Origin of the sequence: Amycolatopsis sp. NPDC049253 (genome assembly GCF_040678995.1) — a bacterium.
In the GTDB taxonomy this organism is placed as follows: Bacteria; Actinomycetota; Actinomycetes; order Mycobacteriales; family Pseudonocardiaceae; genus Amycolatopsis.
In genome coordinates this window covers 105,560-130,946 of the sequence record NZ_JBFAQX010000006.1, presented here as the reverse complement: position 1 = coordinate 130,946, position 25,387 = coordinate 105,560, and the positions used below count along the sequence as shown (strand labels likewise).

At 70.9% G+C, this 25,387-nt stretch carries 18 protein-coding genes and 1 pseudogene; 10 read left to right on the top strand and 9 right to left on the bottom strand.

All coding sequences use genetic code 11. The annotated features are described in order from the left end of the window. Positions 1-2: 2 nt before the first annotated feature. Positions 3-338: a hypothetical protein gene (locus AB0K15_RS16355; protein ID WP_364050178.1), complete on the bottom strand. Its 336-nt coding sequence runs from the start codon at positions 336-338 to the stop codon at positions 3-5. A 10-nt stretch (positions 339-348) separates the two neighbouring features. After that, the gene (locus AB0K15_RS16350) at positions 349-867 is read right to left on the bottom strand and encodes an N-acetyltransferase (RefSeq protein WP_364050176.1); all 519 of its coding nucleotides are present in this window, start codon (positions 865-867) and stop codon (positions 349-351) included. A 210-nt stretch (positions 868-1,077) separates the two neighbouring features. Here AB0K15_RS16350 and AB0K15_RS16345 point away from each other — a divergent pair. Further along, positions 1,078-2,241: pseudogene (locus AB0K15_RS16345) on the top strand (S8 family peptidase); the annotation flags it as partial. A 36-nt stretch (positions 2,242-2,277) separates the two neighbouring features. On the opposite strand, the gene map reads toward AB0K15_RS16345, so the two are convergent. Both map and AB0K15_RS16335 read right to left on the bottom strand, forming a co-directional pair. Continuing rightward, the gene (gene map, locus AB0K15_RS16340; RefSeq protein WP_364050174.1) at positions 2,278-3,075 is read right to left on the bottom strand and encodes a type I methionyl aminopeptidase; all 798 of its coding nucleotides are present in this window, start codon (positions 3,073-3,075) and stop codon (positions 2,278-2,280) included. A gap of 141 nt (positions 3,076-3,216) precedes the next feature. Continuing rightward, the gene (locus AB0K15_RS16335) at positions 3,217-6,945 is read right to left on the bottom strand and encodes a multifunctional oxoglutarate decarboxylase/oxoglutarate dehydrogenase thiamine pyrophosphate-binding subunit/dihydrolipoyllysine-residue succinyltransferase subunit (RefSeq protein ID WP_364050172.1); all 3,729 of its coding nucleotides are present in this window, start codon (positions 6,943-6,945) and stop codon (positions 3,217-3,219) included. A gap of 322 nt (positions 6,946-7,267) precedes the next feature. Between AB0K15_RS16335 and AB0K15_RS16330 the strand changes: the two genes are divergently transcribed. Then, positions 7,268-7,540, top strand: a complete 273-nt coding sequence (locus AB0K15_RS16330) for a hypothetical protein (RefSeq protein WP_364050170.1) — start codon at positions 7,268-7,270, stop codon at positions 7,538-7,540. Here AB0K15_RS16330 and AB0K15_RS16325 read toward each other — a convergent pair. The 3 genes from AB0K15_RS16325 to ald form a co-directional block, all read right to left on the bottom strand. Continuing rightward, on the bottom strand, positions 7,537-8,184 hold the full coding sequence (locus AB0K15_RS16325) for a DUF4291 domain-containing protein (protein WP_364050168.1): 648 nt from the start codon (positions 8,182-8,184) through the stop codon (positions 7,537-7,539). The two genes, AB0K15_RS16330 and AB0K15_RS16325, sit on opposite strands and share 4 nt — an antisense overlap. A gap of 68 nt (positions 8,185-8,252) precedes the next feature. Next, complete coding sequence (locus AB0K15_RS16320; RefSeq protein ID WP_364050166.1) at positions 8,253-12,014, bottom strand: ABC transporter ATP-binding protein; 3,762 nt, start codon at positions 12,012-12,014, stop codon at positions 8,253-8,255. A gap of 590 nt (positions 12,015-12,604) precedes the next feature. Then, positions 12,605-13,720 (bottom strand): alanine dehydrogenase, encoded by a 1,116-nt coding sequence (ald, locus tag AB0K15_RS16315; RefSeq protein WP_364050164.1) that lies wholly within the window; start codon positions 13,718-13,720, stop codon positions 12,605-12,607. A 185-nt stretch (positions 13,721-13,905) separates the two neighbouring features. On the opposite strand from ald, the gene AB0K15_RS16310 reads away from it, so the two are divergent. Continuing rightward, positions 13,906-14,847, top strand: coding sequence for a zinc-binding dehydrogenase (locus tag AB0K15_RS16310; RefSeq protein ID WP_364050162.1), 942 nt, complete (start codon positions 13,906-13,908; stop codon positions 14,845-14,847). A gap of 884 nt (positions 14,848-15,731) precedes the next feature. Here AB0K15_RS16310 and AB0K15_RS16305 read toward each other — a convergent pair. Further along, a complete protein-coding gene (locus AB0K15_RS16305; protein WP_364050160.1) occupies positions 15,732-17,291 on the bottom strand; it encodes a helix-turn-helix domain-containing protein in 1,560 nt (519 codons plus the stop codon). Between the two features lie 389 nt (positions 17,292-17,680). On the opposite strand from AB0K15_RS16305, the gene AB0K15_RS16300 reads away from it, so the two are divergent. Both AB0K15_RS16300 and AB0K15_RS16295 read left to right on the top strand, forming a co-directional pair. Next, positions 17,681-18,988, top strand: a complete 1,308-nt coding sequence (locus tag AB0K15_RS16300) for a bifunctional o-acetylhomoserine/o-acetylserine sulfhydrylase (protein ID WP_364050158.1) — start codon at positions 17,681-17,683, stop codon at positions 18,986-18,988. After that, entirely contained in the window at positions 18,985-20,118 is a 1,134-nt protein-coding gene (locus AB0K15_RS16295; RefSeq protein ID WP_364050156.1) for a homoserine O-acetyltransferase, read from the top strand. The genes AB0K15_RS16300 and AB0K15_RS16295 overlap by 4 nt, the downstream gene beginning before the upstream one ends. An 85-nt stretch (positions 20,119-20,203) precedes the next feature. Here AB0K15_RS16295 and AB0K15_RS16290 read toward each other — a convergent pair whose 3' ends face one another. After that, positions 20,204-20,974 (bottom strand): SGNH/GDSL hydrolase family protein, encoded by a 771-nt coding sequence (locus AB0K15_RS16290; RefSeq protein ID WP_364050901.1) that lies wholly within the window; start codon positions 20,972-20,974, stop codon positions 20,204-20,206. Positions 20,975-21,171: 197 nt separating this feature from the next. On the opposite strand from AB0K15_RS16290, the gene AB0K15_RS16285 reads away from it, so the two are divergent. The 5 genes from AB0K15_RS16285 (at position 21,172) to AB0K15_RS16265 (ending at position 25,371) form a co-directional block, all read left to right on the top strand. Next, complete coding sequence (locus AB0K15_RS16285) at positions 21,172-21,762, top strand: TetR/AcrR family transcriptional regulator (RefSeq protein ID WP_364050154.1); 591 nt, start codon at positions 21,172-21,174, stop codon at positions 21,760-21,762. A gap of 54 nt (positions 21,763-21,816) precedes the next feature. Next, positions 21,817-22,314: a hypothetical protein gene (locus tag AB0K15_RS16280; RefSeq protein ID WP_364050152.1), complete on the top strand. Its 498-nt coding sequence runs from the start codon at positions 21,817-21,819 to the stop codon at positions 22,312-22,314. A gap of 47 nt (positions 22,315-22,361) precedes the next feature. After that, positions 22,362-22,736: a VOC family protein gene (locus tag AB0K15_RS16275; protein WP_364050150.1), complete on the top strand. Its 375-nt coding sequence runs from the start codon at positions 22,362-22,364 to the stop codon at positions 22,734-22,736. Between the two features lie 19 nt (positions 22,737-22,755). Continuing rightward, positions 22,756-23,643, top strand: a complete 888-nt coding sequence (locus tag AB0K15_RS16270) for an oxidoreductase (RefSeq protein ID WP_364050148.1) — start codon at positions 22,756-22,758, stop codon at positions 23,641-23,643. A 114-nt stretch (positions 23,644-23,757) separates the two neighbouring features. Beyond that, a complete protein-coding gene (locus AB0K15_RS16265; protein WP_364050146.1) occupies positions 23,758-25,371 on the top strand; it encodes a carboxyl transferase domain-containing protein in 1,614 nt (537 codons plus the stop codon). Positions 25,372-25,387 lie beyond the last annotated feature (16 nt).

Genomic DNA, 25,387 nt, shown 5'->3' with positions numbered 1-25,387 from the left:
CGTCAGCGGAACTCGTGCACGACCTCGATCTCACCGAGGATGTGCCGGTTGAACTCCGCCAGCTCCTCGGCCGGCACCCAGAGCTCGAGGATCGTCTCGCCGCCCGCCTGCCGCACCGGGTAGCGCTCCAGGAACTCCGTCTCCACCTCGAACCGCGTGACGAACCCGGCGCCGTCGTGGCGCACGTTCCAGTCCCTGGCGATGCGCACCGCGTAGTCCTCGTTGAGCACGGGGTAGAAGATCGGCTGCTCCGGCAACCGCGGCGGCCACGCGCGCCACCGGAGCTCCCGCACGAGCTCCAGCTCCACCGGCCCGGTGGGGCGCCAGAGGATGGTCATCGGCTTTCCTTCACAGTCGTTCGAACGCGGGCGCGTACCGGAAGGCGCCCCGGTTTTTCGGCTTGCGGGCGGTCAACGCGCGAGCCTGGAAGTGCGGCGCCCATTCGGGCACCGGCGGCGTGATCCCCAGCCGCTCGGCCGGCACGAACCCGAACCTGCGGTAGTACCCCGGATCGCCCAGCAGAACCACCACCGCGAACCCGAGCGCGTCGGCGGCCCCGAGCGTCGCGTGCATGAGGGCTGACCCGACCCCGCCGCGCTGAAACTCCGGCAGCACCCCGAGCGGCCCGAGCCCCACGGCGCTGCCGCGGTCTTCGTCCAGCTTGCCGGGGCTCGAGCAGGCGTGGCCGACGATGCGACCGCCCTGCTCGGCGACCAGCGACAGCGCGGGGATGAGGTCCCCGTCCGCGCGCAGCCCGTCGACGAGCACGGCCTCGGGCACGGTGGTCAGCCCGGGCTGCGCGAACGCGGCCGTGTGCACGGCGCGGATCGCGGTCTCGTCGGTGTGAAGGGCCTGGCGGATCAGCATGGGTGAATTGTTCCTGGCTGCGCGGGCGTGGGTAAAACCGTTTTCCGACCACGCGAATGGTCCGAACAGCGCAACGCGGTGAAAACCTCCGAGACGACTCTTCTTCCTGCCACCAGTGCCGCGCACCTAGCCTCAGGCCAACTGGTGTTCGCGCTGGTCGAGGAGGGACGAATTGTGCGTAAAGCTCGGGGAACAGTGACCAGAAGCCTGATGATCCTGGCCAGTGCCGCCTCGATCGCGACCGTAACCGTGTTCGGGAGCGGCGTGGCGTCTGCTCAGGAGGGCGCGATCGTCGGTGCGGGTGGTGCCGGCGCGGTGAAAGACAGCTACCTCGTGGTGCTCAAGGACGGCACCTCGGTGGAGTCGACGGCGAAGAGCGTCACCGGCCGCCACGGCGGCTCGGTCGAGCGCACGTTCTCGAAGGCGCTGCGCGGTTTCACCGGCACGATGTCCGAGACGCAGGCCAAGCGCACCGCCGCCGACCCCGCTGTGTCCTTTGTGGAGCAGAACCGCGTGGTCCACGCCTTGACCGACCAGCTGGACCCGCCGTCGTGGGGCCTCGACCGGGTGGACCAGCGTGAACTGCCGCTGGACGAGGACTACACCTACAGCACGACGGCCGCCGACGTGCACGCGTACGTGATCGACACCGGGATCAACCTCACCCACTCCGAGTTCGACGGCCGCGCCGTCTCCGGGTACGACTTCGTGGACAACGACTCCGACGCCACCGACTGCTACGGCCACGGCACCCACGTGGCCGGCACGATCGGCGGCAAGACCTACGGCGTGGCGAAGGAAGTCAGCCTGACCGCGGTCCGCGTGCTCGACTGCACCGGCAGCGGCACCCTCGACCAGGTCGTCGCCGGCATCGACTGGGTCACCGAGAACGCCGAGTTGCCGGCCGTGGCGAACATGAGCCTCGGCGGTGCAGTGTCCACTGTGGTGGACGAGGCCGTGCAGCGGTCGATCGCCGCGGGTGTCACGTATGGCATCGCGGGCGGCAACTCCTACGGCGGCAGCGCGTGTGACGCCTCGCCCGCCCGCGTGCCCGAGGCGATCACCGTCGGCGCCACCACGGACACCGACGCCAGGTCCGTCTTCTCCAACACCGGCTCGTGCCTCGACATGTTCGCGCCGGGCACCGACATCACGTCCGCCTGGATCGGCGACGACACCGCGACCAACACCATCAGCGGCACGTCGATGGCGACTCCGCACGTGGTCGGCGCCGCGGCGCTGTACCTGGCGGACCACCCGTCGGCCACACCCGAAGAGGTCCGCGACGCGCTGGTGGACGCGGGGACGAAGGACGAGATCACCGACGCGGGCACGGGGTCGCCCAACGTCCTGGTGTACTCCGGGACCGACGGCACCGGCGACCCCGATTGACGAGGCGCCCGCCCGGGGTCACCCCTCCGACGAGGAAGCGGACAGTTCCCCTTCACGTCGCGTGAGCACCAACGGTCCGTCGGCCGTGACGGCCACCGTGTGCTCGGAATGCGCGGTCCGTGAACCGTCGGCCGAGCGGATCGTCCAGCCGTCGGGGTCGTACACGATGCGGTCCGTCGTGCGCGCGAACCATGGCTCCAGCGCGAGCGTGAGCCCGGGCCGGAGCTTCAAGCCGCGGCCCGCCGTGCCCTTGTTGGAGACATGCAGGTCCTCGTGCATGGTCCGGCCGATGCCGTGGCCGCCGAACTCCGTGTTGACCGGGTAGCCGTACGAAACGGCCACCGCGTAGATCGCCGCGGAGACGTCGCCCAGGCGGTTGCCGGGGCGAGCCGCCGAGATCGCCGCCTCCAGCGCTTCCTCCGTGGCCCGGATGATCCGCAGGTCCTCCTCGGCCGGCGTCCCGACGATGACCGTGCGCGCCGAGTCGGCGACCCAGCCGTCGATGCCGACCGCGAGGTCAGCGGTGAGCACGTCGCCGTCGCGCAGTACGTAGTCGTGGGGCAGGCCGTGCAGGACCGCGTCGTTCACCGACAGGCAGATGACGTTGCGGAACGGTCCCTTGCCGAACGAAGGCGCGTAGTCCCAGTAGCACGACTCGGCTCCGCGCCGCTTGATCATGCCGCGTGCGTGGTGCTCGAGGTCCAGGAGGTTGACGCCCACGTCGGCGAGCCCGCCGACCTCGGTGAGGACCTCCGCGACGAAGCGGCCGGCCACGTGCATGCGGTCGATCTCCGCAGGCGTCTTCAGTTCGATCACGAAAAACCTCGCAGCACAAAAGGTATAGTTATACCGCCAGCCTAACACTGGCCGGTATAGAAATACCATCTGCTCGAGCCGCGGAAACGCCCGGAGGCCACCACGGGCGAACCGTGGTGGCCTCCGGGGAAAAGCCGTCGATCAGTCGAACGCCTTCGCGATCAGGGCCTTCTGCTCCACCTCGTGCACCTTCGACGAACCCGCCGACGGCGCGGCCATCGGGCGGCGCGAGACGACCTGCAGACCGGCGAAGACCTCCGGGAACTTCCGCGGCAGGTTGAGGCCGAAGAACGGCCACGCACCCTGGTTCTCCGGCTCCTCCTGGACCCACGCGATCTGCTGCGCGTTGCTGTAGCGCTCGATGGCGGCGAGCAGCTTGCGCTTCGGCAGCGGGTAGTACTGCTCGATGCGCACGATCGCGACGTCGTTCGCCTCGCGCTTGGCGCGCTCGGCCACCAGCTCCCAGTAGAGCTTGCCCGAGGTCAGCAGCACCTTGCGGACGCCTTCGGGGTTCTGGGTGGTGTCATCGATGACGGACATGAACCGGCTCTGGCCGGTGAAGTCCTCGACCGCCGACGTCGCGGCCTTGTTGCGCAGCATCGACTTCGGCGTGAAGACCACCAGCGGACGCTGGATGCCGTCGAGGGCGTGGCGGCGCAGCAGGTGGAAGTAGTTCGCCGGGGTCGACGGCACGGCGACGGTCATCGAGCCCTCGGCGCACAGCGAGAGGAAACGCTCGATGCGGCCGGACGTGTGGTCCGGGCCCTGGCCCTCGTGGCCGTGCGGCAGCAGCAGCACGACGTCGGAGCGCTGGCCCCACTTGGCCTCGCCCGAGGAGATGTACTCGTCGATCACGGTCTGCGCGCCGTTGACGAAGTCACCGAACTGCGCTTCCCACATGACCAGCGACTCGGGGTTCGCCACGGCGTAGCCGTACTCGAAGCCGACGGCCGCGTACTCCGACAGCGCCGAGTCGTAGATCATCACGCGGCCCTGGCCGTCGGCCAGGTTCTGCAGCGGCGAGTACTCCTGGCCGGTCTTGCGGTCGATGAACACCGAGTGCCGCTGCGTGAACGTGCCGCGGCGCGAGTCCTGACCGGACAGCCGCACCAGGCGGCCCTCCATCGCCAGCGAGCCGAACGCGAGCAGCTCGCCGAACGCCCAGTCGACGTCGCCTTCGCGCGACATCTTGTGGCGGCGCTCCATGACCGGCTTGACGCGCGGGTGCGGGGTGAAGCCCTCGGGGACGTTGAGGAACGCGTCGCCGATCCGCTCCACGACGTCCGTCGAGACGGCCGTGGTGACCTTCGCCGGCACCTGCTGCTCTTCCTCGACCGAGGGGCTCGCCTTCGCCGGGTGCTTCTCGAGCTCGCGCACCTCGTTGAAGACGTGCTCAAGCTGGCTGGAGAAGTCGCGCAGCGCGGCTTCGGCCTCTTCGACGGAGATGTCCCCGCGGCCGATCAGCGCCTCGGTGTAGGTCTTCCGGACCGAGCGCTTGGTGTCGATGATGTCGTACATCGCCGGCTGCGTCATCGAGGGGTCGTCGCCCTCGTTGTGGCCGCGGCGGCGGTAGCAGATCAGGTCGATGACCACGTCCTTGTGGAACGCCTGGCGGTAGTCCACGGCCAGCTTGGCCACCCAGTGGGCGGCTTCGGGGTCGTCGCCGTTCACATGGAAGATCGGCGAGCCGATCATCTTCGCGACGTCGGTGGCGTACTGCGACGAGCGCGAGTGCTCGGGCGCGGTGGTGAAGCCGACCTGGTTGTTCACGATCACGTGCACGGTGCCGCCGGTGCGGTAGCCGCGCAGCAGCGCGAGGTTCAGGGTCTCGGCCACGACACCCTGGCCCGCGAAAGCCGCGTCGCCGTGCATCAGGACGGGCAGTACCGAGTAGCCGCCCGTCGTGCTGTCGCCCTTGTCGAGGATGTCCTGCTTGGCGCGGACGATGCCCTCGAGTACCGGGTCGACCGTCTCGAGGTGCGACGGGTTCGAGGCCAGCGACACCTTCGTCTCGCCGTCGCCGAACATGCGGAAGTACTTGCCCTCGGCGCCGAGGTGGTACTTCACGTCACCGGAGCCGTGGGCCTGGCCCGGGTCGAGGTTGCCCTCGAACTCCTGGAAGATCTGGCTGATCGGCTTGCCGACGATGTTGGCCAGCACGTTGAGGCGGCCGCGGTGCGGCATGCCGATCACGACCTCGTCGAGCTCGTGCTCGGCGGCCTTGTCGAGGATGGTGTCGAGCAGCGGGATCGCCGTCTCGCCGCCTTCCAGCGAGAAGCGCTTCTGGCCGACGTACTTCGTCTGCAGGAAGGTCTCGAACGCCTCGGCGGCGTTGAGCTTCGACAGCACGTACTTCTGGACGGTGGAGTCCGGCTTCTCGTGCGGGATCTCCACGCGGTCCTGGATCCAGCGCCGCTCCTCGGGGTCGAGGATGTGCGTGTACTCGATGCCGACGGTGCGGCAGTACGAGTTGCGCAGCACGCCCAGGATGTCGCGCAGGGTCATGCGCTCCTGGCCGGAGAAGCCGCCGACCGGGAACTCGCGGTCGAGGTCCCAGAGGGTGAGGCCGTGGGAGATGACGTCGAGGTCGACGTGGCTGCGCTGGCGGTAGTTCAGCGGGTCCGTGTCGGCCATCAGGTGGCCGCGCGTGCGGAACGCGTCGATCAGCTCGATCACGCGGGCGGTCTTGTCGACCGGGCCCTCGGGGATGTCGGCGACCCAGCGGATCGGCTCGTACGGCAGGCGCAGGCTGGTGAAGACGTCGTCGTAGAAGCCGTCGCCGCCGAGCAGCAGCTCGTGGATGCGCTTGAGGAACTCACCGGACTCGGCGCCCTGGATGATGCGGTGGTCGTAGGTCGACGTCAGCGTCATGATCTTGCTGACGGCCAGGTCGACCAGCGTCTTCTCGCTCGTGCCCTCGAAGGCCGCCGGGTACTGCATGGCGCCGACGCCGATGATCGCGCCCTGGCCGGCCGACAGGCGCGGTACCGAGTGGTTGGTGCCGATGCCGCCCGGGTTGGTCAGCGAGATGGTGGTGCCGGCGAAGTCGTCCGCGGTGAGCTTGTTGTTGCGGGCCTTCTTGATGATGTCCTCGTACGCCTGCCAGAACTGCAGGAAGGACATGTCCTCGACGCCCTTGACCGAGGCCACGACGAGGGTGCGCGCACCCTCCTTGCCCTTCATGTCGATGGCGAGGCCGAAGTTCACGTGTTCCGGCGTGACCGAGAACGGCTTCCCGTCGATCAGCTGGTAGTGCCGGTTCATGTTCGGGAAGTCCTTCAGCGCCCGCACCATGGCGTAGCCGATGAGGTGCGTGAAGGAGATCTTGCCGCCGCGGGTGCGGTTGAGGTGGTTGTTGATGACGATGCGGTTGTCCGCCATCAGCTTCGCCGGGACGGCGCGCACGCTGGTCGCGGTCGGCACGGACAGCGAGGCGTCCATGTTCTTCGCGATCGCCGCGGCGGCGCCGCGCAGCTGCTTGGTCTCGGGCTCTTCCTTCGCGGCGGCGGGCTCCTTCGCCGCGGCCTTGGGAGCCGGCTTCGCGGGCGCGCTCTTCGGGGCCGGGGCCGGAGCCGGCGTGGGGGCGGCGGCCGGCTTGGCCGGCGCCGTCTGCCGGGCGGCCGACTCGGCGTTCTGGACCGCCTTGGCGGACGGTTCGGTCGCGTGGCCGTTACCGCTGGCCGCAGTGGTGGCGGCGCTCTGGCGCGCACTGTCGGCCTTCGCCTGTGCCGTCTGCGTCGGCTTGAAATCTGCGAAGAAGTCGTGCCAGGCGGCATCGACTGAGGAAGGGTCCGCGAGGAACTGGTCGTACATTTCCTCGACCAGCCACTCGTTGGGGCCGAACTGTGACGCAGGGCTGCTGCTGGACACGGCTTGGGCTCGCCTCTATCCGTCTCGATCTTGTCTGTGCTAATGCGCCTACCAGGCTAACCCCCTCTGTGACGGCCGTGTGATGGAACTGCCCTGTGTGAGGCCTGGCGCACTAGGGGATCGATCACTGACTCGATCAAGTGTCCCGAGGAGCGGACTTTTGAGGTAGAGGAGATTCGCCGGTCACGACCATTTCGGGCAACGTTGGTGCCTCCTTCGCCGAGGTGCCCGCACGAGTTCACGCCTGCCCGGTGCACTGTCGGGAGGATGCGGCCCACGTCGGCTGTGCGGCCGCCCCGGCGCTCCGAGGTGGTGCAGCACGATGTGGCTCGTCGAATGTCCCTCGTTCTGGGACCAGGGGCTCATCCGCCCCCTGGTCGTCGAGAACGGCAAGGTCGTCCTCATGTGCGACTCCTGCGGCGTGGTCTGGCACACCCCCGCGGGCATCGACGACTTCGAGCACGTCGCACCCTGCGAACCCGACTGGTCCATCGACCAGGACAGCCACGTGCGCCCCGGCACGGTCCGCTGGGCCTCCGCGGCGGAGGTCACGTCGGCCGGATGGGGCGAGCTGGCCTGGCGCGAGCTGCCCTAGCCGTCTGCGCTCGCGGCGACGGCCTCCGCCAGCTCGGCGGACAACGGGTACGGCGGCTCGGCCGGCACCAGCGCCCGAGCCTCGGCGACGCGCCCGCCGACGAGGTGCTCACGGATGGCGCGCATGACCGGCGTGACGTCGGTGACCGCGGTGATCCACTCGTCCGCGTACCGGTCCACGGCTTCGCCGCTCAGCCCGAGCTGGATCGATCGGTGCGGCAACGGCCGGTGGTGCACGTCGCGCTCGGGATCCCACTGCACGCGGACCGGGCTGGTCCGCACCGCCGTCCTCCACGCCGTCCTGTCGCGGTGCACCCGCGGGTCGAAGTGGCTCAGCGCCGCGTGGGCGAGCACCCAGGCGAAGCCCTCGCGCGTCAGGTCCAGCGCCAGCGCGCGCTCCTGGCCGGGCTTGGTCGTCCAGCCGCAGCGGTAGCCCATCCACGTGAACGAGGGCTTGATCCACGTCATCCGCTCCCGCTTGAACGGAGCCACGAACGTGCCCGCGGCCAGCGCCGCGTCGGCGATCTCCGGTGAGTACGCCTGGTAGACGCGGATCGTCCGGTCGTCGTGGTGCGCGCGGATTTGACGGGCCGGGATCCTGGCCGCTTCGACCACCGTCTCTTCGAACACTGTCTCTTCGAACACACTCCTGATTCTCGGGTCGTGCGCCGGTGCCTGGCGAAGGCTTTTCCCCGTCGACTCAGCCGCCGGCGTCAGCCGAGGGACCACAGGCGGGCGTAGTGGCCGCCGGCTGCCAGGAGGTCGGCGTGGGTGCCCTGTTCGATGATGCGGCCGTGGTCGAGGACGACGATGCGGTCGGCCTTGGCGGCGGTAGCCAGGCGGTGCGCGACGACGAAGGTGGTGCGGCGGCGCGCGAGGTGTTCGGTGGCCCGCAGGACCGCCGCCTCGGTGGACGGGTCGAGGGCGGCGGTGGCCTCGTCGAGCAGCAGGACGTCGGGGTTCACGAGCTCGGCGCGGGCGAGCGCGACGAGCTGGCGCTGGCCCGCGGACAGCGACCGGCCGCGTTCGCCGACGGGCTGGAGGAAGCCGGCGGGCAGCGCGGCGACGCCGTCGAGCGCGCCGACCGAGCGGACCGCCGCCTCGACCTCCGCGTCGGTCGCGCCGGGGCGGCCGTAGCGGACGTTGTCGGCGACGGTGCCGGAGAACAGGTGGGCCTCCTGCGGCACCACGCCCATGCGGGCGCGCAGGCCGGGCAGGTCGTACTCGCGGACGTCGACGCCGTCGATCAGCACCGCGCCGCCCGTGGCGTCGTAGTAGCGCGCCACCAGCTTCACCGCAGTCGACTTGCCCGCGCCCGTCGCGCCGACCAGCGCCACGGTCTCGCCCGGCGCCACGTCCAGCGACAGCTTTTCCAGCGCCGGGTGCTCGGCACCCGTGTAGGAGAAGTCGACGTCCTTGAACGTCACCTCGCCGCTCAGGTGCTCCGGCAGCGCGATCGGGTGCGCGGCGGGCGGCACCGACGTCGGCGTGCGCAGCAGGTCGCCGATCCGGGCCATGCCGACGCGCGCCTGCTGGTAGCCGTCGAACACCGCCGACAGCTGCTGGATCGGCGAGAAGAACTGCTGCAGGTACAGCAGGAACCCGAGCAGCACACCGGCCTCCAGCGTCCCCGCGGCCACGCGGTTGGCGCCGATCACCAGCACCGTCGTGGTCGCCAGGTCCGACAGCAGTGCCACGAGCGGGAAGTACGTGGCGATGTAGCGCTGGGCCCGCAGCCGCGAGCGCCGGTACTCGTCGCTGCGCGACGCGAACGCCGCCGCCGAACGCTCCTCGCGCGTGTAAGCCTGGGCGACCCGCAGGCCGCTGACGTTCTCCTGCATGTCGGCGTTGACCACGCTGACCTTCTCGCGCGCCTCCGTGTACGCCCGCGAAGCGACCCGCCGGAACACCAGCGTCGCCACGAGCAGCACGGGCAGCATCGCGAGCGCGTACAGCGCCAGCGACGCGTCGGTGACCAGCAGCGCGACGGTGATGCCCACCAGCGTCAGCGCGCTCACCACGGCCGTGGCCAGGCCGGTCTGCAGGAACGTGGACAACGCGTCCACGTCCGTGGTCATCCGGGTCATGATCTTCCCGGACAGCTCGCGCTCGTAGTAGTCGAGCCCGAGCCGCTGCAGATGCGCGTAGCTGCGCACGCGAAGCGAGTACAGCACCGTCTCGCCGACGCGCGCGGTCAGCCGCGTCTGCCCGCGCACCACGAACCAGTCGGCCGCGACCACCAGCGCGCCGATGCCCGCCATCAGCCAGACCACGCTGACGACACCGGGCTGCACGCCGTGGTCCACCCCTCGCTGGTACAGCGCGGGCAGCGCCAGCGAGGCCAGCGCGTCGGCCGCCACCAGCGCGATCACCGCGACCAGCGGCCACCGCACAGGCCGCAACAGCCGCGAAAGCCGGAATCCCGGGTCGGCGGCCGTGATGTCCACATCGGACAGTCGCGGCCGGTCGTCAGCGGGCGGCAGCTTGCGCACGCCCTCCAGCAGCTCCGGCGTCGGCGGCACGTCGGCCCCGGCCCCGCCGCCGATGAAACCGGTTCCACCGCCCGGCGTGCCCCCGCGTGCGGCGGCGGCTTCGGCGAGCGCGTCGACCTCGTCGCGCTCGTCGTCGCGCGGCCACAGCACCGGCGTGATGCCGTCGGCGTCGGGCTCGAGGTCCTCGCAGCGGTGCGGCTTCTCGACGTCGTCGCCCGGGCCCGCCACGAGCTCGCGGAATAGCGGGCAGCGCGCCTGTAGCTCCTCCTCCGTGCCGACGTCGACGACCGTGCCCTGGTCGAGCACGGCGATCCGGTCGGCCAGCTGCAGCGTGGAGCGGCGGTGCGCGATGAGCAACGTGGTGCGCGAGGCCGTGACCGAGCGCAGGGTGTCGTGGATCGCGGCCTCGGTGACGGTGTCGATCGCCGACGTCGCGTCGTCCAGGATCAGCACGCGCGGGTCGGTCATCAGTGCCCGCGCGAGGCCGAGGCGCTGGCGCTGCCCGCCCGAGAGCGTGAGGCCGCGCTCGCCGACCTCCGTGTCGTAGCCGTGGGGCAGGGCGCGGATGAACTCGTCGGCCTCGGCCGCGCGGGCCGCCGCGTACACCTCTTCGTCGCTCGCGTCGGGACGGCCGTAGGCGATGTTGTCGCGCACGGAGGAGGAGAACAGGAAGGCCTCCTCGAACACCACGCCGATCGCCTGCCGCAGCTGCTTCAGCGGCACGTCGCGCACGTCGAGGCCGCCGACGCGGACGACCCCCGCGTGCGCGTCGTAGAACCGCGGCAGCAGGAGTGAGATCGTGGACTTGCCCGACCCCGCCGTGCCGACCAGGGCGAGCGTCTCGCCCGGCCGCGCCGTGAGCGTGAGGCCGTCGAGCACCGGCTCGCTGCGGGTGTAGCCGAACCGCACGTCTTCGAGCTCGACGCCGAGCGCACCCTCCGGCAGCGGCCGCGCGTCGGGGCTGTCCACGACGTCGGGCTGGGCGTCGATGAGCTCGTACACGCGCTCGGCGCCCGCGCGCGTCAGCTGCGCCTGCACCACCAGGCTGGACAGCATCCGCGCGGGCCCGATGAGCGTGGCGAGGTAGGTGGCGAAGGCCAGGAAGGTGCCGAGGCTGATCTGCCCGTTCAGCGCCAGGACGCCGCCGATCGCGAGCACCGCGACCTGACCGGCGGCGGGCAGCGCGGTGGTCGTGGCCGTCGGCACCGCGGACAGCTTGGCCGCGCGCAGCCGCTCGGCGAACAACCGCCGCGCCGTGCGCTCCAGCCGCGAGACCTCACGCGACTCCTGGCCGAAGCCCTTCACCACGCGCACGCCGGTGACGGTCTCCTCCACCTGCTGCGCCACGTCGGCCGCGCGCTGCTGCGCCGACCACGTGGCCGGGAAGAGCCGTTTGCGGCTCAGCGTCACGATGATGCCGACGGCCGGCGCCACCACGAGCGCGATGAGCGTGAGCAGCGGCGACATCCACAGCATCGCGCCCAGCGCGAGCAGCGCGAAGATCACCGACCCGGCCGACAGCGGCACCTGCATCAGCAGCCCGGTGACGAGCTGCAGGTCGGAGATCGCGCGCGAGACCACCTGGCCCGTGCGCAGCGCGTCCTGCTTGCCGCCGTCGAGCCGCGAGACGGAGCCGAAGACTCGATTGCGCAGGTCGTGCTGCACGTCCAGCGCGAGCCGCCCCCCGACGTAGCGGCGCAGGAACGCCGACCCGAACGCCACCACCTGCAGCGTGACCAGCACGGCCGCGATGGCGCCGAGGCCCGAGGTGTGGCCCGCCACCGCGTCGTCGACCGCCGTGCGCACGAGCAGCGGGCTCGCGGCCTGCACGCCCACGGACAGGATCGCCGCGGCCATCGCGAGCACGACGACGCCCCGGTGCTCCCAGCACGCGGCCGAGAGCCGCCGGACCCAGCCGACGGGAGGAGCCGGCGTCTCAGCAGCCGGACGTTCTTGACGCGCACGCGTCGCAGTGGTGGTCACGTTCTCAATCTAGGCATGGGGACCGACCTTTTATTCCGCCTCGAAGGGATGACGGGTCTCTTCACCCCTTCAACCGGCGCCGCGCAACTGCTGTCAGGTACTGCGAATTCCTTGTACTGCAACGGATGGCGGCCGACCACAAGCACGCTGGGTCGGGTACCGATCGCACCGTGGGGTTCCGGGGGCTCGGCCCCCGGGTACTACATCGCCCTTCCGCGGGAGCACGAAGTGCGAACAGGAAGGGAAGAAGGGGCGACCCGCTCAACCAGCCTGGGGGTCACTGGGAGCGGGTCGCCGAGTACTAGCTTAGGTAATAAGTGCGGACTTCGCTCCTCGGGGTCTTCAACGCAGGCTGATTACTTCTTCACAGAGTGAGCCCGCAACCGGTGAAGAAGCACGTTCAGAATCGTGAAACCCCTCGTCAAGAGCACTTCGTTCACCGAACGGGTACCGCTGAACGGGACGCGCAGCGTGACGAACGTCGCTCCGGCCAGCGGTTCCTCGCCGGCCCCGGCGCGCTGCCCGGAAGAACACGAGGGGCCCCCGCTGGTTCGCGGAGGCCCCTCGAGGCGCCAGGTGGATCGGAAGGGTTACGCCAGGGCGGTCGCCAGCGGCGTGTGCGCCAGGCCGTGCGCGGTGGCGACGGGCTCGTTGGTGAGGGCGCCGTCGTGGGTGTTGAGGCCCTTGGCGAGCGACGCGTCGGCGTTCAGGGCCGCGTGCCAGCCGCGGTCGGCGAGCTGCACGGCGTACGGCAGCGTCACGTTGGTGAGGCCGTAGGTCGAGGTCCGCGGCACGGCGCCCGGCATGTTGGCGACGCAGTAGAACACCGACTCGTGGACGCGGTAGGTCGGGTCGTCGTGCGTGGTCGGGCGCGAGTCGGCGAAGCAGCCGCCCTGGTCGATGGCGATGTCGACCAGCACGGAGCCCGGCTTCATGCGTGACACGAGCTGGTTGGAGACCAGCTTCGGGGCCTTCGCGCCCGGCACCAGCACGGCGCCGATCACGAGGTCGGCCTCCAGCACGGACTCCTCGACCGACAGGCGGTTGGAGGTGACCGTGCGGATGCGGCCGCCGAAGTCGTTGTCGATCTGGCGCAGGCGGTCGACGTTGGTGTCCAGGATCTCGACGTCCGAGCCCAGGCCCAGCGCCACGCGGGCGGCGTTGATGCCCGCGACGCCGCCGCCGATCACCACGACCCGCGCCGGGTGCACGCCGGGGATGCCGCCGGGCAGCACGCCGCGGCCGCCACTCGGCTTCATCAGCGAGTACGCGCCCACCTGCGGCGCCAGCCGGCCCGCGACCTCGGACATCGGCGCCAGCAAAGGCAGGGCGCCGGTGGCCGTCTGCACCGTCTCGTACGCGATCGCGGTGGTGCCCGCCGCCAGCAGGGCGTCGGTCAGGGGCCGGTCGGCCGCGATGTGGAGGTAGGTGAACAGCGCCAGGTCCTTGCGCAGCCGGGGGTACTCCTCGGCGATGGGCTCCTTCACCTTGAGCACCAGCTCGCCCTCGGCCCACGTCTCGTCGGCGGTCGCGAGCACCTTGGCGCCCGCGGCCACGTACTCCTCGTCGCTGATCGACGAACCCACCCCGGCGCCGGTCTCGACGAACACGTCGTGACCACGCCCCACCAGCTCGTGCACGCCCGCCGGGGTCAGGGCGACCCGGTACTCGTGCTTCTTGATCTCACGGGGAACGGCGATACGCACGGCGGCCTCCTGGCGGCGGGTTGGTTCGAGGTGCTGCCACTCACGGTGATGCACCCGGACGGCGGTGTCATCATGCGCACAGGACAGTTCTTTCGCCATTTCATGGTGCCACGGGAACAAACGGCTTGACCTCGACCGCGCTCGAGGTTGTTGGCTGTCGCACCTGGTCGTGGAGGAGGGCGTGCATGCGTGCGGTGTGGTTGAGGGAGTTCGGCGGGCCTGAGGTACTGGTGGCGGGGGAGGCGCCCGACCCGGTCCCGGGGCCGGGCCAGGTGCTGGTCGAGGTGGCGTTCGTGAACGTGACGTTCGTGGAGACGCAGTTCCGGGCGTCGGGCTTCGGCCCCTCCGCGGCGGCGTTGCCGATGATCCCCGGCAACGGCGTCGGCGGGGTGATCAGCAAGGTCGGCGACGGCGTGGACCTGGCGCTCGTGGGCCGGCGGGTGGTGACGTCGACCGGCGGTAGCGGCGGCTACGCCCAGCGCGCGGTGGTCGACGCGGCCCTGGTCTTCCCGGTGCCCGACGCCCTTTCGCTCGACGCCGCGGTCGCCCTGCTCGCCGACGGCCGGACCGCCACCGGGCTCGTCCACGCCGCCGCCGTCGCCCCGGGCGACCGCGTGCTCGTCGAGGCTGCCGCCGGCGGCGTCGGCAGCCTGCTCGTGCAGCTCGCGAAGACGGCCGGCGCCGAGGTCGTCGCGGCGGCGGGCAGCGCTGAAAAACTCGCGCGCGCCCGGGAGCTCGGCGCGGACGTGGCAGTGGACTACACGACCGCTGACTGGGCCTCGGCGGTGGGACCGCTCGACGTGGTCTTCGACGGGGTCGGCGGCTCCATCGGCACCACCGCGTTTTCCCTGCTGCGCCCCGGCGGTCGCATGGCGGTGTACGGACTCGCGAGCGGCGCGTGGGCGGAAGTGTCCGAAGAGGACGCTCGCGCCCGCGGCGTCACGGTGATCCGCTCCCTCGGCGACGCGGCCGCCTTGCGCGCCTTCACGGTGTCCGCCCTCGACGCGGCCTCGGCGGGCCGCCTCACTCCGGTGATCGGCCAACGGTTCCCACTCGCCGCGGCCGCCGACGCCCACGCGGCGATGGAGGCGCGTGGCACGTTCGGCAAGACGCTGCTGGTCGCATGACGCCGTTCGCTGCGAGGCGCTTCGGGCCCAGTTGGGCGCATTGCGCCAGGACCCCCCGCCCCAGAGGACAAGCCCCCGCCCTCCCCGGGGGGCGTCCCTGTTCCATCGTATCGCCCCCTGGCCCCGAAAAATTGCTGCAGCGCAGTCTGTGGACAACTCCGCCGAAGACGGCCTGCCTGTGGATAGACCAAACCCGCCACTTGGTCGTCGCGAGCGGTCCCGCGGAGGTCGTGGCCTTCGACGTGCCACGCGGACGGCGGAAGCTGGCGCGGTACCTGGGGCCTGACGAGCAGCGGTGGGATGCGCGGTTCCGCGCTTATCTGCACGAGACCGAGCGGGGCACGGTCTGGGTTCGGCTGATGCCGGAAAGCCTTCGGGGGAAGGACCTTTCGTACGTCAGCTCCACCTCAGGGACACCAACCGCGTAAGTCACGCCGACCGCGCGTTTGGATATTGGTCGTCGACGCGGGGCGCGTCGAGCCGGCGGAGCGCACTGCGCCAGGCCCCCGGACCCGAAAGGCAGCCCCTCCACGGCAGGGGTTCCGTCGAAGTCTTTGTGTTGGTTAAGCGAGTATTCCGTGCGGGGTGGGGTTCCACTCTATCGCCCCTGGCCCCGAAAAATGGCAGCAGCGCAGTCTGTGGACAACTCCGCCGAAGACGGCCTGCCTGTGGATAGACCAAACCCGCCACTTGGTCGTCGCGAGCGGTCCCGCGGAGGTCGTGGCCTTCGACGTGCCACGCGGGCGGCGGAAGCTGGCGCGGTACCCGAGGCCCGACGAGCAGCAAGGGGATCCGCGGCTCCGCGCTCATCTGCACGAGTCCGACCTGGGCACGGTCTCAGTTCGTCCAACCCCGGAAACCCTTCACGCACGACCCCAACTACCTCAGCTCCACCGCAACGCCACCAACTGCGTAAGCAGCGCCAACCGCACATCAGGATCGTCCAGATCGAGCGGCACGAGGTCCAGCAGGCGTTTCATGCGGTACCGCAACGTGTTCGGGTGGATGCGCAGCTCCGCGGCGGCCGCGCGGGGGTCGCCGGGGTGGCGGAGCCATTCGTAGAGCGTGTCGACGTAGCCGGCTTTCGTGGTTTCGTCGTGGGCGCGCAGGAGGCCGAGCGGGCCGAGGTCCGCGACGCGCGCGGTGGCCGAGCCGGTGGCGGCGCGGTGCAGCACCAGTGAAGTCCACGCGTCCTCGTACGCGATGACGCGTCCTTCGACCAGGCCGGCGCGCAGCAGGCCCAGCGCTTCGTCGGCCTGTGTGCGCGAAGTGGCCAACGCGGAGACGGCCACGGGGGCACCGGCGGCGGCACGGGGGACGCCGCCGCGGCGGGAGGCGGGCTGGGCGGCCAGTGCATCGCGCAGTTCGGCCCAGGCGGCGCCGTCGGGGACCACCGCGTAGAGCAGGCCGCCGAGCTCGGTGGCGACGGGGCGGCGGCCGATGCCCTGGGAGATGCGTTCGAGCAGCGCCAGCCGCAGGCCCTCGGCGTCGCGCCCGTCGCCGCCGGTCACCTCGATCGCGACGACGCGGTGGGGCTCGTCGGACAGGTCCAGCTCGGCCACGACCCGTCGCTGGCCGGCGTGGCCTTCGAGGACCGCGCGCAGCAGCTCGGCCGACGCGCGGCGCTGCGCGTCCGTGTGCGCGCGGCGCCGCAGCAGGTGCAACGCGACCACCGGCGCGGCGTCGGCGAAGGCGGCCGCGCGCTCCTCCGACACCGGCCCCGCGACGACGGCCCACATGGACCCCAGCAGCTCACCGCCCATCCGGATGGGCACGATCAGCCGCGGCAGCGTGCCGTCGCGCTGGGCCGGCACGAAGATCGTCTGGCGCCCGCGCGACAGTTCGCGGAACACGCCGCGCGAACGGAACCGCGCGAGCACGTCGTCGGGGATCCGGCGGCCCATGATCGTGGCGACGCGCGCGGGGTCGGTGAGGTCCTGGCGCGCGGAGTAGGCGAGCACGCGCGAGTTCGTGTCTTCGATCGTCACGGGCGCGTCGACCACGGACGCCACCGCGTCGGCGAGCCGGAACAGGTCGCCGGAGCCGGGGTCGCCGCCGTCTTCGAGGGACTCCGATTCGTCGCCCAGCGCGTCGAGGACCGTGCGCAGCAGCCACACGAGCTGGGCCCACGACGTCGCCGAATGGACCTGGATGAGCGCGATGCCGGCGGATTTCGCCGCGCGGCGCACGGTGGGTTTGGCGGCCAGCGGCGGTTTCAGCAGGACCGCGGCGGCGCCCTGCGCGGCGCTCACGCGCACCAGCTCGGCGGCGTCCGCCGGATCCGCCGTGGCGACGCCCAGCACGAGGTCGCCCGCCGCGATGCCCGCGGGCACGCCGGGCTCGGCGATCACCACGTCGCCCGCCGCCGGGCAGTCGTCGGGCAGCTGGAGCGCGTGGAGCAACGTCGGCCCCACCCGGTCGACCACGCTGCGTACCGAGACCACGGGATACATCCTCGCCGAGACCCGTTCGGGGCGCTCGGCGCGGGTAGCCTTCGGGCGACCGCCGAACGGAGGAAGACGATGGCGATCGTGGTGCCGGCAAGATCGTCGTCGGCGTGGCGGACCGGAAGCGGGCGATCGTGCCCGGGGGACCGGCGCCCGATCGAGCTCGGCGGCGATGTTCACCGACACCGAGGTTCGCGCCGCGACGGCGTGACCGAGTCCGTTATGGACGGTCACCCGAACGGCCGCGTCCGGGCACCCTCCCGGGTGATCGACTTGCACGGTAGGTTGGCGGAGTACTCCCAGCCCGTGGGAACCCTTGGGTGGGCCGTTCAGGGGAGCTAGCTTCGTGCGCGGAGCCGATCCCTTTGAGCCGCAAGGAGAAACTGATGCCGGAAGACAGCTCGGCCTGGTCCTTCGAGACCAAGCAGATTCACGCCGGCGCGGCACCCGACCCCGCGACGGGCGCCCGCGCGACGCCGATCTACCAGACCACGTCGTACGTCTTCCGCGACACGCAGCACGGTGCAGACCTCTTCAGCCTGGCCGAGCCCGGCAACATCTACACGCGCATCATGAACCCGACGCAGGACGTGCTGGAGCAGCGCCTGGCCGCGCTCGAAGGCGGCGTCGCGGCGCTCGCGTTCGCCTCCGGCTCGGCAGCCACCACCGCGGCGATCCTCACGCTGGCCGGCGCGGGTGACCACTTCGTGTCCAGCCCGTCGCTCTACGGCGGCACCTACAACCTGTTCCACTACACGCTGCCGAAGCTCGGCATCGAGGTCACGTTCGTCGACGACCAGGACGACCCCGAGCAGTGGCGCGCCGCCGTGCGGCCCAACACGAAGGCGTTCTTCGCCGAGACGCTGGCCAACCCGGGCAGCAACGTGCTCGACATCCGCACCGTCGCCGACGTCGCCCACGAGGCCGGCGTGCCGCTGATCGTCGACAACACCGTGCCCACGCCGTTCCTGCTGCGCCCGATCGAGCACGGCGCCGACGTGGTCGTGCACTCGGCCACGAAGTACCTCGGCGGCCACGGCACCACGGTCGCGGGTGTGCTCGTGGACGGCGGCACGTTCGACTTCGGCAAGGACCCGGCGCGCTTCCCGGGCTTCTCCGAGCCGGACCCGAGCTACCACGGTCTCAAGTACTGGGAGGCACTCGGCCCGGGCGCGTACGCGGCGAAGGCGCGCGTGCAGATCCTCCGCGACACCGGCGCGGCCATCTCTCCGCTCAACAGCTTCCTGATCCTGCAGGGCATCGAGACGCTGTCGCTGCGGCTAGAGCGCCACGTCGCCAACACGCAAGCGCTTGCGGAGTGGCTGGAGGAGCGCGACGAGGTCGAGAACGTCTACTACGCCGGCCTCCCGTCGAGCAAGTTCCACGCAGCCGCGCAGAAGTACCTGCCGCGCGGCGCGGGCGCGGTGCTGTCGTTCGACCTGCGCGGCGGCGTCGAGGCCGGGCGCAAGTTCGTGGACGGAACCACGCTGCACAGCCAGCTGGTGAACATCGGCGACGTGCGCAGCCTGATCGTGCACCCGGCGTCGACCACGCACAGCCAGCTCAGCCCGGAGGAGCAGCTCGCGAGCGGCGTCACGCCGGGCCTGGTGCGGCTCGCCGTGGGGCTCGAGGGCATCGAGGACCTCAAGGCCGACCTCGAGGCGGGCTTCCGCGCCGCCAAGGCGGAACTGTGACGGATTCCGGTGCGCGTCCCCTGCCCGTCACCGGTGCGTGGCGGGCGGGGGACCCACCCGGCAGGCGGCAGTGGTTCACCGGTTCCGGCGCGCTGTCGCTGGAGGCCGGTGGGTCGCTGCCGTCCTACACCCTCGCGTACGAGACGTGGGGCACGCTCAATTCCGACGGTTCCAACGCGGTCCTCGTCGAGCACGCCCTGACCGGCGACAGCCATGTCGCCGGCCCCGCCGAGCCCGGTCACCTCAGCGCGGGCTGGTGGGACGGGCTCGTCGGCCCCGGCAAGGCGCTGGACACGGACTCGCTGTTCGTGGTGGCGCCCAACGTACTCGGCGGCTGCCAGGGCTCCACGGGCCCGTCGTCGCCCGATCCCGACGGCCGGATCTACGGCAGCCGCTTCCCGGCCGTGACCGTGCGGGACCAGGTGGCGACCGAGGCGGCGCTGGCCGACGCGCTCGGCATCGACCGCTGGGCCGGCGTCGTCGGCGGCTCGATGGGCGGTATGCGGGCCCTCGAATGGGCGGTGACTTTGCCCGATCGGGTGGCGTCTGTCCTGGTTCTCGCTTCGACGGCCCGCGCGTCGGCCGAGCAGATCGCCTGGGCCGCACCGCAGCTGCACGCCATCCGCTCCGACCCGGGCTGGCACGGCGGTGACTACTACTCGTCGGCGCCGGGCGAGGGCCCGCACGCCGGCCTCGGCGTCGCCCGCCGGATCGCCCACGTGACCTACCGCAGCGAACCCGAACTCGCGCGACGCTTCGGCCGCCGGGCGCAGGGTTCGGAGAACCCGCTGCGCCGTGGCCGCTTCGCCGTGGAGTCCTATTTGGACCACCACGCCGACAAACTGCTGCGCCGCTTCGACGCCGGTTCCTACGTGGTCCTCACGGAGTCCATGAACACCCACGACGTGGGCCGAGACCGTGGCGGCGTGGGATCGGCGCTGTCGCGGGTCCGGGCGCGCACTGTGGTCGCCGGCGTGGACAGTGACCGGCTTTATCCGCTGTACCAGTCGGCGGAGATCGCGGAAGGTGTCGGCGGTGAGACGGCGGTGGTTTCGTCGCCGTACGGGCATGATTCGTTTTTGATCGAGACGGGGCAGATCGCGGCTTTGGTGAAGTCTCTCCTGGGCTGACCGCTCCGGCACGAAAACCCCGAACCAAAGGAAAGGGGCGCCCCACCACGGGGCGCCCCTTCCGAACGAGCAGCAGACAGGAAGATCAGCCGATCGCCGACGTCAGCGGGTTGTAGTAGCCGCCCCGCTGGCCGGCCGCCGTCGGGTGGTACGACTCGTCCACCGGCCAGGTGAGGCTGTGGAGGTAGTCGCTGGCCGACGAGCAGATGTTGTGCCCCACGAAAGCCGAGCGTACGTCCACGAACTGGGCGCCCGCGGCCGCCGCGCGGGAAGCCAGCACCGAGGCCAGCGTGTCCGCGCCGGAGTTGATCGCGGAGCGCTTCGTGTCGCTCAGGCCGACGCTGCAGGAGCCCGGCACGGTGTAGAAGCGCGGGTAGGACAGCACCACGAGCTTCGCGTTGGGCGCCTTGGACTTGACGGCGCGGTAGACGTTGTCGAGCAGGGCCGGGAGGGTGTTCTGCACGTAGGTCTTGGCGGTGTTGACCCGGTCGATGCAGGTCTGGTCGCCGTTGAGGGTGCAGGTGGTGATCACGTCGGTGAAGCCGGCGTCGTTGCCGCCCACCGTGAGGGTGACCAGGGTGGCGCTGGACGGCATCGAGTTGATCTGGTTGAGCACGTCACCGGTCTTCGCGCCGGAGCAGGCGAGGAAGGTGAACGTGGTGCCGGAGTGGGCGTTGGCCCACAGCTGGCCGTAGGCGTTGGCGCTGCGCTTGCAACTGCCCGAGCTGCCGTAGCTCCCGGCGCCCACCCCGGAGGAGTAGGAGTCGCCGAGTGCGACGTAGTTGGCGGGCGCCGCTTGGGCGATGCCGGCGAGGCCGAGAGAGGCGAGTAGAGCGACCCCCAGGGCCGCGCACATCCGGAGGAACGATCGTGAGGTGGGACGGGTGGCTTCAGCCATGGGTCACTCCTGGTCGTGACGGCTCGACGAGGAATACGAATACCAGGTGGAATCCCCACACGACACCCCAGAATCCGCAGGTGACTCCACTTGGCTCAAGCAGGAAGTAGGGCCGTAAGTTAGCGCTCGCTAACCGCCCGCCCTACTATGGCCAGATGCCGGCGAACCCCACCCCACTCGTGAACGGCGAGAAGGCGAACAGGCGTGAACAGATCATGGCGGCCGCCGCCGAGCTGTTCGCCCACCACGGCTTCCACGGTGTCGGGATCGACGACATCGGCGCGGCCGTCGGCATCTCGGGCCCGGCGCTCTACCGGCACTTCCGCAGCAAGGACGCCATCCTCGGCGAGATGCTGAACTCGATCAGCCACTACCTGCTCGAAGGCGGCACCGACCGCGCCGAGAAGGGCGGCACGCCGCTCGAACTCCTCGAAGCGCTGGTGCGCTTCCACGTCGGCTTCGCGCTCGATCACCCGGCGCTGATCACCGTGCAGGAGCGCAACCTCGCGAACCTCACCGACAGTGACCGCAAGCAGGTGCGCGCGCTCCAGCGGCAGTACGTCGAGGTGTGGGTGCGCGCGATCCGCGACGCGATCCCCGGTCTCGAAGAGCGCGAAGCCCGCTCGGCGGCACACGCCGTGTTCGGCTTGATCAACTCGACGCCGTACAACCGCCATCTCGGTGACGTAGAGCTGTCCGAGCTGCTCTGCCGGCTCGCTCTGGGCGCACTTTCCGCGGCGGGCTGATCACCCGGATTCGGGGTATCCCCACGGAAGCCGGTGCTGGTGTTTGATAGGCACGTGACCCCGGACCGGAGCGAGGACGAGCAGCGGCTCGTGGAGAAGGCGCAGCGCGCGCTCGTCGCGATCAGCCTCGGCGAGGACGCCGAGGCGCTCGAAGAGGTCACCCCGTCGTCCGACGAGCCGCAGGCGCGCTCGGAGGAGACCAAGGAGCTCATGCTGCTGCTGTTCGGCGAGTGCAGCGCCATGGTGTCCACGCTCGGTGACGGCGGCACGGCCCCGGTGAAGGTCCAGGTCTTCGACGAGGACGGCGAAGAGGTCTCCATTGATCAGGCCGACCCGCCCGTGCGCACCGCCGTGCGCACGCTGCTGGCCGAGGTGCACGGCAACACCGCCGCCGCGCGCGAGCAGGTGGAGATCGCGTTGGCCAGCGCCGCGCCCAACGAGGTCGACAGCCTCGTGCTCCAAGCGCTGCGCTGGACGATCCGGCTGTCGGTCGAATGCCTCGACCGCGACCTGCCCGTCGCCGACTGGATCTCCGACGCCGTCACCGGCTGAGCCCCGGCTTCCGGACAAACACCCGCCGCGCTGGCAGGATCACGTGCATGGAACGCGTGCTCGGCATCGGCGGCTACTTCATCCGCGCCGCGGACCCGGCGGCCCTGGGCGCCTGGTATCGCGACTGCCTCGGCCTCGACGCCGACGAGAACGGGCTGTGGCAGCAACAACCCGGCCCCACCGTCTTCGCGCCCTTCGAGGCCGGCACCGACTACTTCGGCTCGAAGTCGCAGCAGACCATGCTCAACTTCCGCGTCCGCGACCTCGACGCCATGCTCGCCCAGCTGCGCGACAAGGGCACCGCAGTGGCCGAGGAGACGCAGGAGATGGCCGGCGTCGGGCGCTTCGGCTGGGTCACCGACCCCGGAGGGCAACCGCATCGAGCTGTGGCAGTCCGCGTGACGACAAGCCGGTCGCGGTGAACCGGGCGATACTCGAACGATGACGAGCCCGAACGTCGCCGTGGTCGGCCCCGGAGCGATCGGGACGACCGTCGCGGCGGCGCTGCACCAGGTCGGCCGCACGCCCCGGCTGTACGGCCGCACCGCTCGTGATCAGCTCGAACTCCACGCTCCGGCGGAACGAATCGTGGTGCCCGGCCCCGTCCGGATCGCCGCCGACCAGGACGTGACCCCGGTCGATCTCGTTTTCCTGGCCGTCAAGGCGACGCAGGTGGAAGCGGCCGGGCCCTGGCTGTCCGCGCTGTGCCGGGCGGACACGATCGTGTGCGTGCTCCAGAACGGGGTCGAGCAGGAATCCGTCGTCGCGGCCCACAGCCGCCTCGGCCGGGTGTTGCCCAGCGTCGTGTGGTTCCCTGCGCAGACCCAGGCCGACGGGACGGTGTGGCTGCGCGCCCGGGCCCGCTTGACGGTGCCGGACACCGAGCCGGGCCGCGCGGTGTCCGAAGCTCTGGCCGGGAGCCTGTGCACCGTCGAGACGGCAGGCGATTTCCGCTCCTTGGCCTGGCGCAAGCTCATGCAGAACGCGCTCGCGGGGCTCATGGCGCTCACCGGCCGGCGCGCCGGCCTGTTCGCGCGCGCCGACATCGCCGAGCTCGGGCTCGCCTATCTGCGGGAGTGCCTCGCCGTGGCCCGGGCCGAGGGCGCCGACCTCGATGACGAGGTGCCCCGGGAGATCATCGACGCGTTCCGCGCCTACCCGGCGGACCTGGGTACGTCGATCCTGGCCGATCGCGACGCCGGGCGGCCGCTGGAATGGGACGTCCGCAACGGGGTCGTACTGCGTCGTGGGCGCCACCACGGCATCCCGACGCCCGTCAGCGAAGTCGTGGTCCCGCTGCTCGCGGCCACGAGCGACGGGCCGGGATGACGCGGGTGTGAGCCCCCGCGCCCTGGCTGGACACTCCGGTTAGCGGTCGCTAACATCCGAAGGGGAGTTAACGACCGCTAACATCTTGGATCACCAACGTCTCGACGGGGAGTCATGGACACGCCGGTACTGAGCAGTTCCGCGGATCCGCGCAGCGACGCGTTCGCCCGCAGCGTCACCTCGCACGGCGAGCTGGTCGAGGACCTGCGCAAGCGCCTGGACACCGCCCGCCTCGGCGGGCCCGAGAAGTCCCGTGCCCGGCACGTGGAACGCGGCAAGCTGCTGCCGCGCGACCGCGTCGACACGTTGCTGGACCCGGGCTCGCCGTTCCTGGAGCTCTCGCCGCTCGCGGCCAACGGCCTCTACGACGACGACGCGCCGAGCGCCGGGATCATCACCGGCGTCGGGCGCGTCTCCGGGCGTGAGTGCGTGATCGTGGCCAACGACGCCACCGTCAAGGGCGGCACGTACTACCCGCTGACGGTCAAGAAGCACCTGCGCGCTCAGGAAGTGGCGCTGCACAACAACCTTCCGTGCATCTACCTCGTCGACTCCGGCGGCGCGTTCCTGCCGCGCCAGGACGACGTGTTCCCCGACCGCGAGCACTTCGGGCGCATCTTCTACAACCAGGCCACGATGTCCGCGCGCGGCATCCCGCAGATCGCCGCCGTGCTCGGCTCGTGCACCGCAGGTGGCGCGTACGTGCCGGCCATGAGCGACGAAGCGGTCATCGTCCGCAACCAGGGCACGATCTTCCTCGGCGGCCCGCCGCTGGTGAAGGCCGCCACGGGTGAGGTCGTCACGGCCGAAGAGCTGGGCGGCGGCGACGTGCACTCGCGCCAGTCCGGTGTCACCGACCACCTCGCCGACGACGACGCCCACGCGCTGCGCATCGTCCGCGACGTCGTCGCCACGCTCGGCCCGCGCACGCCGCGGCCCTGGGACGTGCGGCCCGTCGAGGAGCCGGTGGTGGACCCGCGCGAGCTCTACGGTGTGGTGCCCACGGATTCGCGCACGCCGTACGACGTGCGCGAGGTGATCGCGCGCGTGGTGGACGGCAGCCGGTTCTCCGAGTTCAAGAAGGAGTACGGGGCGACGCTCGTCACCGGCTTCGCGCACATCCACGGCCACCCGGTGGGCATCATCGCCAACAACGGTGTGCTGTTCGCGGAGTCGGCCATGAAGGGCGCGCACTTCATCGAGCTGTGCGACCGCCGCTCGATCCCCTTGGTGTTCCTGCAGAACATCACCGGGTTCATGGTCGGCAAGGCCTACGAGGCCGGCGGTATCGCGAAGCACGGCGCGAAGATGGTCACCGCCGTCGCGTGTGCGCGGGTGCCGAAGTACACCGTGATCATCGGCGGCTCGTTCGGCGCCGGGAACTACTCGATGTGCGGCCGGGCGTACTCGCCGCGGTTCTTGTGGATGTGGCCCAACGCGCGGATCTCCGTGATGGGCGGCGAGCAGGCGGCGTCGGTGCTTTCGACGGTCCGCCGCGACGCGATCGAGGCCCGCGGCGACGAGTGGTCGGCCGAGGACGAGGACGCGTTCAAGGCGCCGATCCGCGACCAGTACGAGCACCAGGGCAGCCCGTACTACTCCACCGCACGGCTGTGGGACGACGGCGTGATCGACCCGGCGGACACCCGCACGGTGCTCGGGCTCGCGCTGTCGGCCGCGGCCAACGCGCCCCTGCCCGAGGTCAACTACGGCGTCTTCCGGATGTGATGAGCGTGTCTGACGG